The sequence below is a fragment of the Acidovorax sp. 94 genome (assembly GCF_003634645.1).
GTDB lineage: Bacteria > Pseudomonadota > Gammaproteobacteria > Burkholderiales > Burkholderiaceae_C > Acidovorax > Acidovorax facilis.
Window position 1 is genome coordinate 1,132,464 of the sequence record NZ_RBJA01000001.1, and the last position, 16,919, is coordinate 1,149,382.

Sequence of the window (16,919 nt, forward strand, 5' to 3'; positions counted from 1 at the left end):
CGCACGAAGCGGCAGCGGTCATTGTCAGCCGCCTGGGCGACGGCCGCATGTCGCCGATGTGAACTCCCGGGCGGCAAGGGGCATATCAGGCACGGCGACCGCGCAGCCACTCCAGCGCCAGCAGCAAGCTGGTGGTGAACAGGATGAGCAGCGTGGCCACCGCGGCGATGGTGGGCGAGATGTTCTCGCGGATGCCGTTGAACATCTGGCGCGGCAGTGTGGACTGGTCGGCACCGGCCAGGAACAGCGTGACCACCACCTCGTCGAACGAGGTAGCAAACGCAAACAGCGCGCCGGAGATCACGCCCGGCGCAATCACAGGCAGCGTCACACGAAAAAAGGTGTTGAAGGGCGTCTCACCGAGGCTCAGCGAGGCGCGCACGAGGTTGTGGTTGAAGCCTGCCAGAGTCGCCAGCACGGTGGTCAGCACAAAAGGTGCGCCCAGGGCGGCGTGCACGATGATGAGCCCGAAGTAGCTGTCGGCCAGGCCCAGCGGCGCAAAGTACAGGTAGGTGGCCACACCCACCACAATGATCGGCACCACCATGGGCGCAATCAGGATGCTCATGAGCAGGCCCTTGAAGCGGAAGTCGGCCCGCGACAGACCCACCGCCGCCAGTGTGCCCAGGGCCGTGGCGATCAACGTGGCCGCAGGTGCCACGATGAAGCTGTTGCGCGTGGCGCGGGCCCACTCGGCGGATTCGAACAGGTTGCGGTACCACTTGAGCGACCAGCCGTGAATGGGGTAGGCCAGGAATGAACTCTCGGAGAACGACAGCGGCACCATCACCAGGATGGGGGCCAGCAGGAACACCAGCACGGCCACGCACAGGGCGCGCACCGCCCACCAGCCGAGCTTGTCGGCCAGTGTGGCGTACAGGGGGAATTGGGGCAGAAGATGGCGCATGGTGAGTGTCTTTTGAAGCGGTTAGCCCAGGCTCAATTCGGCTTTGCCAAACCGGCGGTACACGCTGTACAGCACCAGCGTGGCGACCAGCAGCAGGGCGCCCAGCGCGCAGGCCATGCCCCAGTTCACTTCCACATTGGTGTAGCGGGCGATGTAGTAGCTCAGCATTTGGTCGTCGGCCCCGCCCAGCAGCGCGGGCGTTACGTAGTAGCCGATGGCCAGAATGAAAACCAGCAGCGCTCCAGCACCAATGCCCGGGTAGGTTTGGGGCACATACACCCGAAAGAACGCGGCGATGGGCGAGCTGCCCAGCGACACCGCAGCGCGCAGGTAGGTGGGTGGCACGCTTTTCATCACGCTGTACAGCGGCAGGACCATGAAGGGCAGCAGGATGTGCACCATGGCAATCACCACGCCCGTGCGGTTGAACAGCAGTGGCAAAGGCTCGGCAATGGCGCCCATGCCCATCAACCCCCGGTTGACCAGCCCCTCGGACTGCAGCAGCACGATCCATGCGGCCACGCGCACCAGGATCGACGTCCAGAACGGCACAAGGACCAGAATCATCAGCACATTGGCCTGGCGTGCGGGCAGCGAGGCCAGCCACCAGGCCAGCGGATAGCCCAGCAGCAGGCAAATCAGCGTCACCACAAAGCTGATGTGAAAGGTGCGTAGCAAGATACCGCCAAACGCGCGCTGCTCCTCGGGCATGCGCTCGACCTGGCCCAGCGCGTCGCGCTGCAGGTCCACCGAGGCGAGCAGGTAGTCGGGCGTCCAGCGCGCCCCGTTTTTGGCGATGGCACGCCAGAAAGGCGCTTCGCCCCAGCGTGCATCCTTGTCGATCAGCTGGTCGCGGATGGACTCGGGCGTGCCCTGCAGGGGCAGGGCGCGGAAAGCGCCCATCACCATCGAACGCGCTCCGGGCACTTCCGAGTTCAGCCGGCGCGCCAGGGCGCCTGCATCAGAGCTGTCGGGCAGGCGGGCAAGGTCTTTGATCAGCGCGGCATAGGCAGCGGGGCCCGGCGCCTCGTGGCGGTCCCAACCATGCAAGGCCTCGATGGTGGCGGGCAGCGTGTTGGCGACCTCGGGGTTCTCCACGCCGCGCTGCAGCAGCGCGGCAATGGGGACCAGCAGCGTGAGCAGCAAGAACACCAGCAAGGGCAGGGTCAGGGCAAAGGCCCGCCATTTGCGCCGCGCTTCGGCACGCGACAGCGCCTTGCGCAGTGCGCCGGGTGCGTGGGCGTCCAGCGCAAGCGCGGCGGGGGCGATGGCAGAAGAGGCTTGCATGGTGTCTTGCGCTCCGAGGGTGCGGTTTTCTGACTTATTGGGTAGCCCAGGCGGCGAAGCGTTTCTCCAGCGCCTCGCCCTGATCGGCCCAGAAGCTCACGCCGAACTGGATGGCTTCCTTGGCGTTGCTCGCCGAGGTAGGCAGGTCGTCGAGCACCTTCTTGTCCAGCTTGGCGAGGGCCGTGGTGTTGGCCGGGCCATAGGCGATGTTCTGCGCGTAGGCGGCCTGGTTGGCGGTCTGCATGGTGTAGGCGATGAACTTCACAGCCGCGTCCTTGTTCGGTGTGCCCTTGGGGATGGCCCAGTAGTCCAGGTCATAGATGCCGCCGGGCCAGTAGATCTTGAGATTGCGGCCTTCGCGGTTGGCCGCGTCGATGCGGCCGTTGAACACGGTGGTCAGCACCACGTCGCCCGCCACCAGGAACTGCGGCGCCTGGGCACCTGCTTCCCACCATTGAATGTTGGGCTTGAGTTCGGTCAGCTTCTTGAAGGCGCGGTCGGCACCGTCCTTCGTGGCCAGCACCTTGTAAACATCGGCGGGCTTCACGCCATCGGCCATCAGCGCGAATTCGAGGTTGTAGCGCGCACCCTTGCGCATGCCGCGCTTGCCAGGGATCTTCTTGGTGTCCCAGAAGTCGGCCCAGCTCGTGGGGGCAGTCTTGAGCTTGTCGCCGTTGTAGGCCATGACGGTGGACCACACGAAGATGCCCACGGCGCAGTCGGACACCGCAGCGGGCAGCAGGTCGGACTTGCTCACGATCTTGCTGTAATCGAGTTTTTCATACAGGCCCTCGTCGCAGCCGCGTGCAGCGTCTGGCGACTCCAGCTCCACCACGTCCCAGGTCACCTTCTTGGCCTCGACCATGGCCTTGACCTTGGCCTGCTCGCCGTTGTATTCCACGGCCACGATCTTGTTGCCCAGCTTTTCATAAGGCTCGTAGAACGCCTTTTTCTGCGCGTTGGCGTTGGCGCCACCAAAGTTCACGACGGTGAGTTGCTGCTGCGCGAAGCTGGGAAGTGCCAGGCAGGCGGCCAGAGAGGCGCAGGCGATAAGGCTCTTTTTCATGGTGCAGTTTTTCCTTAGGGTTGTGGAGGAACAGGGGACGGGAAAAGGGTGTGGCTGTGCCGGTGGTCAGACCGCGTAAATGCGCGTGGAGACCGGGGGGAACTCCAGCAGCACGGCATCACCCGGCTGTGGATGGGGGTTGCTAGCGGACGAAGCCAGCGCCACCTTCACCGTGGCGGGCTCTTGGCCATGGCCCAGGTCGCACATCAGGCGCAGGTGGTCGCCGTAGTAGATGGCGCGCGCCACCGTGGCGGGAATCGCCGAGGTTTTGGGGTACTTGGAATGCGCATGCAGCACGATGCGTTCGGGCCGAACACAGGCATGTACGGCAGAGCCCAGTGCGGCCTGGTTCACGTTCACACCCGGCAACAGGTAGCCGCCTGGCAGCTGGATGGCGGTGTCGGCGCCCGCGCCTTGCAGGGTGCCCGAAAGCACCGTGTTGTCGCCCACAAAACCAGCCACGAATCGGTTGGATGGCGCTTCGTACAGGGTTTCCACATCGGCGAGTTGCTGAATGACCCCTTCGTTGAACACCGCCACGCGGTCGCTCATGGTCAGGGCCTCGCCCTGGTCATGGGTCACGTAGACAAAAGTCACGCCCAGCTGGCGGTGCAGTTCTTTCAGCTCGATCTGCATATGCTCGCGCAGCTGCTTGTCCAGCGCGCCCAGGGGTTCATCCATCAGCACCAGCTGGGGGTTGAACACCAGGGCGCGGGCCAGCGCCACACGCTGCTGCTGGCCGCCCGACAGGCGCGTGGGCAGGCGGTCGGCCATGCCGGTCAGGCGAACCATGTCCAGCGCCTTCTTCACACGCTCGGCCTGTTCGGCCTTGGGCACCTTGCGCACGGTGAGCGGGTAAGCCACGTTCTGACCCACGGTGAGGTGGGGGAACAGCGCGTAGTTCTGGAACACCATGCCAAAGTTGCGCTTGTGGGGCGGCGTGCCGGTGATCTGCTTGCCATCGAGCAGGATGTCGCCCGCAGTAGGGGACTCAAACCCCGCCAGCATCATCAGTGTGGTGGTCTTGCCCGAGCCCGAGGGCCCGAGGAGGCTCAGGAATTCACCGCGCTGGATGTCCAGGTCTAGCGAGCGCACCACCAGTTGTTCACCGTCGTACGTCTTTTGCACACCGCTGAAGCGGACCAGGGGCTCTGCTGATGGGTTCATGGTTGGGGGCACCTTGTAAGCAGAATGAAGGTCGGGTCGCATGTCAGCCCAGCGCGGCAAAGCTGTCGGCCAGGATGGCCAGGCCCTCTTCGAGCAGCTCGTTGGAGGCGGTCAGCGGCACCAGGATGCGGATCACGTTGCCATACGTTCCGCACGACAGCAGGATGAGCCCGCGCTTGGCGGCTTCGGCGACGACTTTCTTGGTCAGTGCGGCGTCGGGGCGGTGGACATCACCGTCTTCGAACAGCTCGATCGCCACCATGGCACCCAGGCCGCGCACATCGCCGATGGCGGGGACTGTGGCGGCCATTTCTTTCAGTGCCCTGACCAGCAGCGCACCCATGTCCTGGCTGCGGGCCAGCAGGTTTTCCTTTTCAAACGCATCGATCACCGCCAGCGCTGCGGCACAGGCCACGGGGCTGCCCGCATAGGTGCCACCCAGGCCACCGGCTGCAGGGGCGTCGATGACGTCGGCGCGGCCCACCACGCCAGACAGGGGGAAGCCGCCTGCCAGTGATTTGGCAGTGGTGATGAGGTCGGGCGCCACGGGCCATTGCTCGCATGCAAACCAAGTGCCGGTGCGGCCAGCGCCGGTCTGCACTTCGTCAGCGATCAGCAGGATGCCGTAGCGGTCTGCCAGGGCCTTGAGGCCGGTGACGAATTCGGGTGGCGCCACGTAGAAGCCGCCTTCGCCCTGCACGGGCTCAAGGATGAAGGCTGCCACACGCTCGGGCTCGATGTCGTTCTTGAAGATCAGCTCCACCGAATGCAGGGCCTGCTCCACGCTGACGCCATGCAGCGCGTTAGGGAACAGGGCGTGGTACATCTCGCCAGGGAAGGGGCCGAACCCGATCTTGTAAGGCGCGACCTTGCCGGTGAGGCCCAGCGTGAGGTTGGTGCGGCCGTGGTAGCCGCCCGTGAAGGCGATCACGCCGGGGCGTTTGGTGTAGGCGCGGGCGATCTTGATGGCGTTTTCCACGGCCTCGGCGCCCGTGGTGAGCAGCAGGCTCTTCTTGGCAAACGCGCCGGGGGCCAGGGTGTTCAGGCGCTCGCACACTTCCACGTAGGGCTCGTACGCCACCACCTGGAAGCAGGTGTGGGTGTACAGCTCCAGCTGGGCTTTGACTGCAGCGATCACTCCGGCGTGCAGGTGGCCGGTGTTGAGCACGGCGATGCCACCGGCAAAGTCGATGAAGCGGCGGCCCTCCACATCCCACAGCTCGGCGTTAAGCGCCTTCTGTACGAAGAGTTCATGGGCCTGACCCACGCCCCGGGCCACAGCGGCATGGCGGCGGGTGAGGAGGGCGGCGTTGGTGAAGTGGCGGTCTTGCTGCATGGCGGTGGGCGGGTGGGTTGAACACGAAATGAAGGAATGGGCGAATTCTGGAATTCGCGCCACGGCCCGTCCATGTACACCGGCATGCTGTTTTGCGCGCACTGTGCAGGTCCTCCATCCTGTACAGGCAATCCCTGATTTGGTGTGCGCCAACACGGTGCACAATGCAGCCCCTTTTGCGTAGCCGTAGTGCAATCCCCCACGCTGATCTGCAGGAAAACCGGGCACTCGGGGGATTGAAGGGGTTTGTATCGGGATGCAGCGGCGGGCCGCTTGCCATCTTCCAAAACGGTGCGTAAGAACCTGTTCAAAATCTTTTCAGGGATCGCATTGGAGTGCCATCGTGATGGACGTGGAAGCTTCGGATGCGCCGCATGGGCTCATGCCCATGCAAGCAGCTGAGCCGTCCAATCGCCCGATTTCACTCCAACCCTGCGGCAAGTGCCTTGCCGGGCGGTCTGCGGCGTTGCGGCGCTTGCTGATAGCCAAGCTATCAACTGCGCACCGCGCCTTGCATCCCATCCCGGCAAGGTACTTTTGCGACCCTGAAAAGATCTTGAACAGGTTCTAAGAACAAAAAAGGCCTCGCAGCGTGCTGCGAGGCCTCTGCCGGCCGAAACTTGAACGCTCTGCTACCGGGCGCACACCCCGGCCGTTGCAGCCGCCCCGGTCACCATGGTGTTGTTCGTGACCACACTGTTCGGTGCAATCACGCGCACCACCGTGCTGCCCGCGTGGGGTGTGGGGAAACATGCAATGTTGTTACGCACCACAGCGTTTCCATCGGGTACATCGCCATTCTGGAATTCGGTGTGGCCCACATTGATGGCTGTCTGGAAGGTCGTCTGCGTATTGATGATGACGTTGCCCTCAATCACGATCCCGGGTGCCGACTGCACTGCCATGCCCGTGTTGCCGGCGTTGATGAGTTTGTTGTTGCGCACCACGAAGTTGCGGAACCATTCGGCCGAGTCATACCCCTGCGTGATCGACATCTCCCAGCAGCCATCCGTCGCAGCATCCTGCTCAATCCGGTTACCCTCAATCAGTACGCCGTCCATCTGGCCGTGGAAGGTCATGTTGCCCCCTTGGCAGATGCCATTGACCACCGAGTTGCGGATGTAGCGGTTGTTGCGCAAGGTGACGTTGGTGCCACTCAGTCCATGGCTGCCCGACAGGTAGGTGCCATGGTTGAAGCCGCTGCCGCTGAAGTTGTTGGCCTCGATCAGGTTGCCTTCGATCACACTGTTGCGGAACTGGCCCAGGATGCCCATGCTTCCGTTGTGATGGATGTGGTTGTTGCGGATCAGCACGTTGTTCACACCGTGGGGAGCGCGTGCCTGCGAGTGGATGGCAATCTGGAAGCCGGATATCTCCACGTTCTCAATCACGATGTCGCGGACATTGCCACTCAGCCAGAAGCCCCAGGCCGAGTTGTTGGAGCCGTGGATCCGCAAATTGCGGAACACGTAGCCGCCGTCGTTGGATGTGTTGGCGTAACGCCCTCCCAGCTCAAAGGGCGCGATGGCATTGTTGTTGGTGTTGAGGAGGGGGGCGGGCCCTGCGCCATACGCATCGAAGGTGAGGGGCGCGTCTGCGCGGACGTTCATGTTCTCGAACGTGGTGACACCCACCACCCAGGCACCGCCGCGCGCAAAAAGCAGTGCTGTGCCCGCAGGCAGTGTGTTGACATTGATCCCCGTGAGGTTCTGCTTGGGTGCCGCCTGCGTGCCGGGGTTGGAATTGCTCCCTGGCACGCAACCGGTGGCGGCGCCCGCCTGGCAGTCCGAGAAGTAGTACGTTACGGAGCCACCGGGCGTCGGTGCTGGCGGAGGCGCCGGTGGAGCAGGCGGTGCCGGAGGCGTTGGCGGTGGGGCGGGCGGGGCGGGCGTTGGGACGGGGCTGCTGACGTAGCACGCCTTTTTCACCTGCCGCAGGGGGTCGCCAAAGGTGGCGTTGTTGCACATCACGTTGTTGGTGAATGCGCGCGCGGCAGTCCAGGTGGTGCCAGCCCCATAGACCACCTTGGCCGTACCGGTAAAGCTGCATTGCTGCCCCTCGACGGCACACAAGGTGTAGCCCGGTGGCGGTGCTGTCAGCACGGGATCGGGCGCAGGAGCTGGCGACGGTGCGCTGGCATAACAGGCCTTTTGCACACCCCACAGGGGGTCGCCAAAGGTGGCGTTGCTGCAACTGACACCGTTGGTGAAACTGCGGGGGCTGGTCCAGGTCGTGCCTGCTCCATAGACCACGTTGGCCGCGCCGCTGAAGCTGCATTTCTGTCCCTCGACGGCGCACGGCTTGTAGCCTGCCGGTGGGGTGTGGGTCGCCTGCGCCAGTGCAGGGCCTGTGGCTGTGCCCAGGCATAGACCCAAGGCAATGGCCCATGGCCTGGGTTGAAAAATCCGTGAAGAGTTGAGTTCAGATGTTCGTGTCAGCATGGGTGTCCCTCGGTGTGTTGGGTATTGGTTTTCAAACCCGATTTGCGGTCACCGATGCCAATCGAGTTGGGGGGCAAGCCTATCGCTGGGGCATGGGTGTGTGCGCATCGCGGCGGCGGAAAAGGGACAGGCGGTGGATGCAATCCGATAGCCGCTGCATCGGACAAAAGACTGAATACCGCCCATCGGTTGGGCACTACCGTTCACGGTCTGCGGGCCTTTTCGAGCGCGGCGTCATCAACGCGAAAGACATCCCACAGCGCTGCAAATCGCTGGAGACCGCTGCCCCAGGGTAGGTGGGGCTGACGGACAATAGGGGCAACCCGGCCGGACCGAATGCGGGTTCAGCGGTGGTACCTCCAGGAACGCGTCGCTGTTGACGGGAGCACACTGTGCAGGTGTCCCGTCCTGTACAAGCAATCCCTGAGTTCGCGGGTGTTGGCCCGGTGCACAATTTGGCCCCTTTCCCTGTTCTTTTGATGCTCACTCTCAGCCCGGATCTTCAGACACCGCTGGTCAGCCAGATCGTTGATGGCCTGCGGGGTCTCATCGCTGGCCAGGTGCTCAAACCTGGTGCCAAGCTCCCCTCCATCCGCGCCTTTGCGGCAGCCCACGGCGTGAGCGTGTTCACCGTGGTCGAGGCCTACGACCGCCTAGTGGCGCAGGGCTGGCTGGTGTCGCGCGCCAATGCAGGTTTTTTTGTGAAGCGACGGGGCGATGAGGGCGCTTCGCCCGGTACTGGTGCGCCCGAGCGGCCGGTGCCCCGTTTTGATGCGCGCTGGTACCTCAAACAGATTTTTGAAAACCGCAACCTGCCCATGAAACCGGGCTGCGGCTGGCTGCCCCACGACTGGCTGTTTGGCGATGCGGTCAAACGCAGCATGCGTCAGCTGTCGTCCGACGGGCCCGAGCTGGATGGCTATGGCCTGCCCCACGGCCACATGGCGCTGCGCATGGTGGTGGCCGAGTCGCTGGCTGAACACCATCTGGCGGTGGACGCCGACCAGGTGCTGCTGACCCAGGGCTCCAGCCAGGCACTGGACCTGGTGGCGCGCCGCATGGTCAAGCCTGGTGACGTGGTGCTGGTGGACGACCCGGGTTACCCCAACCTGTTGTTCATGCTTCGCTTTGCAGGAGCCCAGGTGGTGGGTGTGCCGCGTACCGCCACCGGCTACGACCTGCCGGCGCTAGAGGCCCTGCTGGCCGAGCACAAGCCCACGGTGTTCTTCACGCAGCCGCGTCTGCAAAGCCCGACCTGTTCGGTGGCATCGGTGGCGCACTTGCACCGGCTGCTGCAACTGGCCGAGCAGCACCACTTCATGCTGGTAGAGAACGACATCTATGCCGACATGGACCCTGGTGTGCGCCCCTCGCTGGCCAGCCTGGACCAGCTCAACCGCGTGATCTACCTGGGCAGTTTCTCCAAGACGATTTCGCCCAACCTGCGCACCGGCTTTCTGGCGGCGCGGCGCGATCTGCTCGATGAGCTGGTGCAGCTCAAGATGATCTCGGGCCTGACCTCGTCAGAGATCACCGAGCGCATCACCTTTGGCGTGGTGACCGACGGGCGCTGGCGCAAGCACCTCAAGTCCCTGCGCGAGCGGCTGGCCGAGGCGCACCGCACGGTGGGGCGGCGCTTGCTGAACCTGGGGTTCGAGCTGTTTCACGAGCCCGAGGCGGGCATGTACCTGTGGGCGCGCCATCCTGATCTGCCCGACAGTGCCGAGCTGTCGAAGGAAGCCACGGGTGCGGGCATCATGCTCGGCCCCGGTCAGCTGTTTCTGGTGGAGCCGCGCCCCACGGGCTGGCTGCGGTTTAACGTGGCGTTCAGCCAGGACGAGCGCCTGTGGCGCTTTCTGGAGCAGCGCATTCTGCTGGGCCAGCAAGTGTCGGAATAGGCCTGCTGTTGCCGCTGCTGGGGTGAAAAATTTAGGCCATTTTGGCCGCCGGCGCTTATTGGTAAAGCGCAATATGCTATAAAAATTAGAGCAATTGCCCGTTGGAACTGAGGCTGTCCACGCGGTTGCAGGCGCTGTGTGCGTGGTGGCGCGTGCTACCGGTCAATGATGCGCCGCGCAAACCGCTCCAGATACTCCATCAACTGCTCCGCGCCGGCAATGGCCTGGGCCTCGTCGCCACTGGCAATGCCCTGCGCCAGTTGCATGTGCGCGCGGGCGCCCTCTGACACTTCGCCTTCGTGCTGGTAGGCGTACCAGAAGCGGCGGCACTGCACGATGAGCGGTTGCACGCATTTGACGGCCGAGTGGTTCTGGCTGGCCTGATGGGTGACGAGGTCCAGCTCATGGTCGGCCAGCATGTAGTCGTCGAGGTGGCCGCGCGCTGCGGCCTGCACCATGTTTTCCGCACACCGCACGATGGCCTGGCGCTGCGGCGCGGTGGCGCGGCGTGCGGCGTTGGAGGCCAGCAGGCGCTCCAGCACGCGGCGGGTCTGGATCACGTCCAGGTGGTCGGCCAGGTCGATGTGCGACACCAGCAGCCCGCGCCGGGGCTGCTGCACGATGAGCCCGATGGACACCATGCGCAGCAGCGCCTCGCGCACCGGCGTGCGGCCCAGGCCCGTGCTCTCGGCGATCTCGGCCTCCACCACGGGGCTGCCGGGCTGCAGCTGCAGCGTGGAGATCATGGTCTCGATGGCGTCGTAGGCCACGTCCGCCGCGCGCCGCTTGGGCGCGGAGTCTTGCTGGGGGGAGGGGCGGCGGAGTGTCATCGGGCGTGAAGGACGTTGCGGGAGGCCGCATCTTATGGGATGCGGCCCTGGTGACCCTTGCGGACTGTCAGAGGCTTGCGCCCGCCTTGCGCAGCTCGGCAATCTGCGGCGCCTTGGGCAGCCACAGCTTGTCGAACTCCTGGATGATGCCGTCGGGGTTGAAGGACGATGCCGTCTTGAAGGCGATGGACGTGCCCTTGAACTTCTCGATCAGCCCGGCCTCGGTGGTCACGATGTCATTGATCTGCGCATCCAGCGACTGGGCCACCAGCTTGCGGATGATGTCCTTGTCCTTGGCATCCAGCCCTTGCCAGATGCGGCCGGAGACCAGCGGCGCGAACGGCATGAACAGGGCGTTCATCTGCAGCAGGGTCTTGGCCACCTTGTCGAAGCGCTGGTTCCACGAGAACTCGATGTCCGCCTCCAACCCATCCACCTGGCCGTTGCTCATGGCATCAAACACTTGCGGCGTGGGGATGGGCGTGGGCGCGGCGCCGAGCATTTGGTAGAAGTCGCGGTACACCGGCGTGGGGTTGATGCGCAGCTTCATGCCCTTGATGTCGGTGGGCACGGCGATGTCCTTGGTGGAGAACACGGCACGCATGCCGGTGATGCCCCAGCCCAGGCCGATGGTACCGGTCTCGCGCGGCAGCACTTCGAGCAGTTTGGTGGCGGAGGGGTGTTTGACGAGTTTGGCCACGGCAGGCGTGGAGCGCACCAGGTACGGAGCATTGATCGCCGCGATGCTGGACACGCGCGAGCCGAGCTCGGCCGCCTGGATCCAGCCCATGTCGAGCGCGCCGGACTGCAGCTGCTGCATCATCGCCGCTTCGTTGCCCAGCTGGCCCGAGTGGAAGACCGTGACGCTCAGTCGGCCATCAGTTTCCTTCTTGAGTGCCTCGCCAAACTGCAGCGCGGCGCGGTTCCAGGAGTGGCCCGCAGGCGTGATCAGCCCCAGGCGAAATTCCTTGGCATCGGCTGCACGTACCAGCGCTGGAAAGCCCAGCCCCGTAACGGTGGCAGCGGCCACGGCGTGGCGCTGGATGAAATGGCGGCGGGTGACAGTGTGGGCGGGCGTGGTCGTCATGGTGAACTCCGTGTGAAAGAACCTTGGGAGGGGGACGGGGGATCTGTTGCTCGGCGGGCTACTTGAGCAAACCGAGCGACAGGCTGGGGAACAGCGACAACATCACCAGCGCCACGCAGCTGATGATGAAAAACGGCAGCGTGACGATGAACATCTTTCCGGGCTTGGCCCCGGTGACGGCCGACGCGACAAAGAAGCTCAGGCCCACGGGCGGAGTCATCAGCCCCAGCACCAGGTTGACGACGATCACCACACCAAAGTGGCGCGGGTCAATGTGATAGACCTCGGTGGCAATCGGCAGCAGGATGGGCGCGGTCATGATGAGACCGGGGATGCCGTCGATCACCGTGCCGATGACCAGCAGGATCACGTTGGTGAGCAGCAAAAAGGTGACCGGATCGTGTGCCACGGTCTGCACCCAGGCGGCCACCATCTGCGGCACCTTGCCGTAGATCAGCAGCCACGAGAACACGGCCGCCGCCGCCACCAGAAACAGCACGATGGCCGAGTAAATGGCTGAGCGCAGCAGGATGGCGGGCATCGCGTTGAAGCGGAACTCCTTGGTCACATAGCGACCCACCAGCGCCGATACCAGCGCACCCACGGCGGCAGATTCGGTCGGGTTGGCCAGGCCACTGAGGATGGAGCCCACGATGATGATGGGGATCAGCAGCGTGGGGCTGGCCTGCACCACGGTGCGCGCGCGCTGGGCCAGCGTGCGCTTTTCGCTGCGCGGGTAGTTGTAGACAAAGCCCATGAGCGCGATCACGACAAAGAACAGCACGGTGAGCAGCACGCCGGGCAGGATGCCTGCAATCAGCATGTCGCCCACGGCCACCTGGGCCAGCACGCTGTAGACCACAAACATCACCGAGGGCGGAATGATGGGCCCCAGCATGCCGCCATACACCGTGAGGCCGGCTGCAAAGGTCTTGTCGTAGCCCTGCTTTTCCATCTCGGGCACCATCACCTGCGACATGATGGCCACCTGCGCCGTGGCGGAGCCGATGATGGACGACACCAGCATGTTGGCCAGGATGTTCACGTAGGCCAGCCCGCCTTTGACCGAGCCGACAAAGGCCATGGCCAGGTCCACCAGCCGCCGCGTGATGCCGCCGCTGTTCATGATCTCGCCGATCAGGATGAACAGCGGAATCGCGATGAGCCCGTAGCTGTCCACTCCACCGAACATCTGCATCGGAAACGACTGGAACAGCACCGGGCTTCCGATGCTGACGATGTAGACCATGCCTGCCAGACACAGGCAGACCCCGATGGGCACACCCACCAGCAACGCGGCAAGGAAAAACAGGGTGGTGATCATGGTGGGGTCCTGGTGTAGAGGTCAGTCAGTTCACGGCGTCGGCGCTGACCACGTCGAAACCTGAGTGCGTCACACGCTCTGCGACACCCATGTCTTCGAGCAGGTTGGCCAGTGCATGCAAACTGAAGGTGGCGGAGAAGAGCGGCAGGATCAGCTGCAGCACCCAGGTGGGCCAGTTCAGCGTCTGGGTGCGCTCGGTGTAGATGAAGTTGAAGTTCTCGGCCGCAAATTCCTTGGCGTCAAAGCCGTAGCGCGCAATGCCGATGGGGTCCATCCACATCCAGCACATCGCCAGCATGGCCAGGCCAAACAGCAGCACGCCGCAGGTGGCTACCACCTTGAACGCCTGGGCACCCCGCGCGCCGAGGTGGTCGGTCAGCATGGTCACGGCAAAGTCCATGCGCAGCCGCGTCATGACCGAAGCGCCCACAAAGGTCAGCCAGACCACGGTGTAGACCGCCGCCTCGTCCACCCAGTAGATCGGCATGCCGGTGTAGCGCGTGACCACGTTGAGCAGGATCAGCAGCACCAGCAACGTCATGAGTGCGGTGAGCAGATGCCGCTCCATGCGCAGAACCTGCGTGGACAGCGCCAGCACCCAGCGGACGGGAGCGCGCGGCGCCGGAGATTGCGGGGTGGGTGGACTGTTGGGCGTGGGCATGATGGGGTTCCTGGGGAGGAGGGCGCGGCGATGAAAGAAAAAGCCTTGTACTTTTTAATATCTAACAAATATATTTAAAAGCAAGATGGATGCCTGCTGGGTGCGGGTAAGCCCTGAAAGGAAGGACCGGGGAAAACGGCCGCGCGCCTGTCAGCCCGAGGGAGCTGCGGGCCCGCGCTGAGCGCTGGTGGTGGGCGCGGGCGTGCAGGCGGCCAGCGTGCCAATGCGTGTGGGCGCCAGCAGATGCCGTGGGGGCGCAGGCGTCCAGCCAAAAAGGTGCTGGGTGGCCGCGCCGCAAATGCGGCCCTGGCAGGCGCCCATGCCACAGCGGGTGTGGAGCTTGGCGTCGATCCAGCCGTCGCGATCGGCCAGTGCAGCGTAGGGCACGTCTTCGCAGCGGCACACCAGGGTGCCGGGTTGCGCCAGGGTTTTGAGTGCTTTGTTCAATGGAAAAGAAGCCTGCAGCACCTGCGCAAAGCCCTCCCAGCGTGCCAGTTGCGGGCGCAGCGCCTGGGCCTGTTGCACCTGTCCCGCTGCCACATGTCCTGCCATGGCGCCCTGAACCAGTGCACGTTCGCTGCCGCCAAAGCCGGTGGCTTCACCCGAGGCGAACACACCGGGCACGCTGGTGCGCATCTGTGCATCGACAGCCAGGCCCTGGCCACCGCTGAGCGGTCCGCCCAGGGCGCAGCCCAGCATCTGCCCCAGGTGGGTGTTGGGCACCAGCCCGAACCCGCAGGCCACGCGGTCGCAGGCCACGGTTTCTTCGGCGTGTGGGCCTTTGCGCAGCCTCACTGTTTGCACCTGCGTGGTGCCTTGGACTTCCAGTACGTGGCTACTGGCGCGCAACTGTGGGTGAAGCAGCGTGAGGGCTTGCAACGCCTTGGCAGGCCAGCGCGGCAGTTGCGCTGCAAAGCCTGCGAGCGCGCTCCACGGCGCCTGCTCGGCCACGCGCACCACGGTGGCACCCGCTTTGTTGGCGGTGGCGGCAGCGGCCAGCAGCAGAGGGCCTGTGCCTGCAATGACGATGCGCTGGCCGCGCACGTCGAGCCCTGCCTTGATGAGGGCCTGCAAGGCGCCTGCACCCGTCACACCGGGCAACGTCCAGCCCGGAAAGGGCAGCAGCAGCTCGCGGGCTCCGGTGCACAGGATGATGCGGTGGCTGTGCTGGGTCCAGCCCCGGTCTGCGTCTTCCAGCAGCAGGGTAGGGGCCTTGTCGCTGGGTTGGGAATCACCCAGGCCCACCACGCGGGTGCCAGGCAGCAGGCGGATGTTGGTGTGCCGGGCCAGCGCCGCGCGGTGCTGTTGCGCCAGGGCGGGCAAGACCACCTGGGGGCCGTCGCGCCAGATTTGCCCACCGGGCTGCGGGTTGTCGTCCACGATGGTGATCGCTGCCCCGCTGGGCGCGGCAGCGAGGGCAGCCGCCAAACCTGCGGGGCCCGCGCCGATGATGAGGATGTCGCAGCGCTCGTGCGCCGAGTGTTGCTCGGTCATGGGTGGGGTCACGGGCTGGTTCATGGTGTGGCGCTCCCGGGTGCTGTGCCGACATCGGTGTGAATCGACATGCCCTCGGTGCAGACCGTCTGGCACGCCAGGCGGGTGCGGCCGTGGATGCGGACCCTGCATTCGTGGCACACACCCATGCCACACAGTGGCGCCCGTGGCTCGCCAGTGATGGAAGTGCGCGTGGTGCCTGGAGTTTGCTGCGCCAGCGCGGCGGCGACGCTGGTCCCTGCGGGCACCTGCAGTGGTGTGCCATTCACCACGATGTGCACCAGGGCGGGTGTTCTGGATGCGGTCATGGTGTGCTCAGGCCTGCAAAGCGTGCAGGGGCATAGGGCGTGGGGTCGATTGCCGGGGGGCCCCCTGCGATCTGGGCCGCCAGCAACTGCGCGGTGGCCGGGGCGGTGGTCACCCCCAGTCCTTCATGTCCCACGGCCAGCCACAGGTGCGGGTGTTCGGGGTGCGCGCCAATCAGCGGCAGGCTGTCAGGCGTGGCGGCGCGAAAGCCGGTCCAGGTGCGGATGGCGTTGAGGTCGGCCAAGCCTGGCAGGTAGTCAAGTGCCCGTTGCAGCATGCGCGCCATCACGGCGTTGTTGACGGCGGGGTCGGTGGTGTCGAACTCGCGCGACGAGCCGATCAGCAACTGCCCCGTGGGCCGGGGCTGCACGTTGAAGGCCACGGAGGTACCGTCGCTGTGGTGCGCGCTGGTGATGTAGCCCAGCTCCACCAGCTGGTGGTGCACGGTGCCCGGGTAGCGGTCGGTGATGACGAGGTGGCCCTTTTTGGGGCGCAGCGGCAGGCCGGGGCACAGCTGCGGGGCCTGGATGCCGCTGGCCAGCACGATGGCGCCGGCGCTGCGCTGGCTTCCGTCGCGGAGGGTGACGGCGTGGCCGTCGATCTGCATCGCTTCAGCGTGCTCAAACACAAGGTGTCTGTGGGCTGCGGCCTGGTCCAGCAGCCACTGGGCTGCGCGCGGGGCGTAGACCACGCTATCCCCCTGCACCTTGAGCGCTCCCGCCAACCCGGGGCGCAGTGCGGGTTCTGCGCGGGACAGGGCGGCCGCGTCGAGCATGTCGCAGGCGATTCCGTGTGCTTGCAGGATGCTGCGTTTGTCATGGGCCGCCTGCAGCTCTGCATCGTTGGCGGCCAGCCAGAGCGTGCCGCAGGGCGTGAACGCACAGCCCGCATCCATGTGGGGTGCCCAGGTGTGCCAGAGGTCCAGCGATGTCTGGCTCAGCGCCAGCTCTGCCGGGTTGTCATCCATCACCACCAGGTGCCCCATGCCCGCTGCACTGGCTCCGCCCAGGCGCGCGTCGATGACACGTACCGACAACCCGGCCTGCGCGAGGGCATGGGCACAGGCCGCGCCGACGATGCCAGCGCCGATCACAAGGACATCGGTGGTTTGCATG

Annotated in this window: 14 protein-coding genes; 1 reads left to right on the plus strand and 13 read right to left on the minus strand. The window is 65.0% G+C overall.

All coding sequences use genetic code 11. The annotated features are described in order from the left end of the window. Nucleotides 1–85: 85 nt before the first annotated feature. From C8C94_RS05295 to C8C94_RS05320, 6 genes are all read right to left on the minus strand, one after another. A complete protein-coding gene (locus tag C8C94_RS05295) occupies nt 86–907 on the minus strand; it encodes an ABC transporter permease (protein WP_121419982.1) in 822 nt (273 codons plus the stop codon). Nucleotides 908–928: 21 nt separating this feature from the next. Continuing rightward, nucleotides 929–2,194 carry an ABC transporter permease gene (locus C8C94_RS05300; protein ID WP_121419983.1) on the minus strand — a complete coding sequence of 422 codons (1,266 nt, stop codon included), beginning with the start codon at nt 2,192–2,194 and terminating at the stop codon, nt 929–931. Nucleotides 2,195–2,228: 34 nt separating this feature from the next. After that, on the minus strand, nt 2,229–3,260 hold the full coding sequence (locus C8C94_RS05305; RefSeq protein ID WP_010458579.1) for an ABC transporter substrate-binding protein: 1,032 nt from the start codon (nt 3,258–3,260) through the stop codon (nt 2,229–2,231). Between the two features lie 66 nt (nt 3,261–3,326). Beyond that, nucleotides 3,327–4,427 carry an ABC transporter ATP-binding protein gene (locus tag C8C94_RS05310; RefSeq protein WP_121419984.1) on the minus strand — a complete coding sequence of 367 codons (1,101 nt, stop codon included), beginning with the start codon at nt 4,425–4,427 and terminating at the stop codon, nt 3,327–3,329. A 43-nt stretch (nt 4,428–4,470) separates the two neighbouring features. Further along, nucleotides 4,471–5,763 (minus strand): 4-aminobutyrate--2-oxoglutarate transaminase, encoded by a 1,293-nt coding sequence (gene gabT, locus C8C94_RS05315; protein WP_121419985.1) that lies wholly within the window; start codon nt 5,761–5,763, stop codon nt 4,471–4,473. 632 nt (nt 5,764–6,395) lie between these two features. After that, entirely contained in the window at nt 6,396–8,204 is a 1,809-nt protein-coding gene (locus tag C8C94_RS05320; protein WP_147433231.1) for a right-handed parallel beta-helix repeat-containing protein, read from the minus strand. 479 nt (nt 8,205–8,683) lie between these two features. Between C8C94_RS05320 and C8C94_RS05325 the strand changes: the two genes are divergently transcribed. Further along, nucleotides 8,684–10,102, plus strand: coding sequence for a PLP-dependent aminotransferase family protein (locus C8C94_RS05325; RefSeq protein ID WP_055398091.1), 1,419 nt, complete (start codon nt 8,684–8,686; stop codon nt 10,100–10,102). Between the two features lie 155 nt (nt 10,103–10,257). Here the strand turns inward: C8C94_RS05325 and C8C94_RS05330 are convergent, their stop codons facing one another. The 7 genes from C8C94_RS05330 to C8C94_RS05360 form a co-directional block, all read right to left on the minus strand. Beyond that, nucleotides 10,258–10,932, minus strand: a complete 675-nt coding sequence (locus C8C94_RS05330) for a GntR family transcriptional regulator (RefSeq protein WP_121419987.1) — start codon at nt 10,930–10,932, stop codon at nt 10,258–10,260. A 67-nt stretch (nt 10,933–10,999) separates the two neighbouring features. Next, complete coding sequence (locus C8C94_RS05335) at nt 11,000–12,019, minus strand: TRAP transporter substrate-binding protein (protein WP_108498414.1); 1,020 nt, start codon at nt 12,017–12,019, stop codon at nt 11,000–11,002. A gap of 58 nt (nt 12,020–12,077) precedes the next feature. Next, complete coding sequence (locus C8C94_RS05340; protein ID WP_121419988.1) at nt 12,078–13,343, minus strand: TRAP transporter large permease; 1,266 nt, start codon at nt 13,341–13,343, stop codon at nt 12,078–12,080. Nucleotides 13,344–13,368: 25 nt separating this feature from the next. Beyond that, nucleotides 13,369–14,004, minus strand: coding sequence for a TRAP transporter small permease (locus C8C94_RS05345; RefSeq protein ID WP_121419989.1), 636 nt, complete (start codon nt 14,002–14,004; stop codon nt 13,369–13,371). A 150-nt stretch (nt 14,005–14,154) separates the two neighbouring features. After that, on the minus strand, nt 14,155–15,522 hold the full coding sequence (locus tag C8C94_RS05350; RefSeq protein ID WP_233573403.1) for an FAD/NAD(P)-binding oxidoreductase: 1,368 nt from the start codon (nt 15,520–15,522) through the stop codon (nt 14,155–14,157). Continuing rightward, the gene (locus C8C94_RS05355; RefSeq protein WP_199731199.1) at nt 15,519–15,806 is read right to left on the minus strand and encodes a (2Fe-2S)-binding protein; all 288 of its coding nucleotides are present in this window, start codon (nt 15,804–15,806) and stop codon (nt 15,519–15,521) included. Before C8C94_RS05355 ends, C8C94_RS05350 begins: the two co-directional genes overlap by 4 nt. After that, entirely contained in the window at nt 15,803–16,918 is a 1,116-nt protein-coding gene (locus C8C94_RS05360) for an FAD-binding oxidoreductase (protein WP_121419990.1), read from the minus strand. The genes C8C94_RS05355 and C8C94_RS05360 overlap by 4 nt, the downstream gene beginning before the upstream one ends. Nucleotide 16,919: the final 1 nt, after the last annotated feature.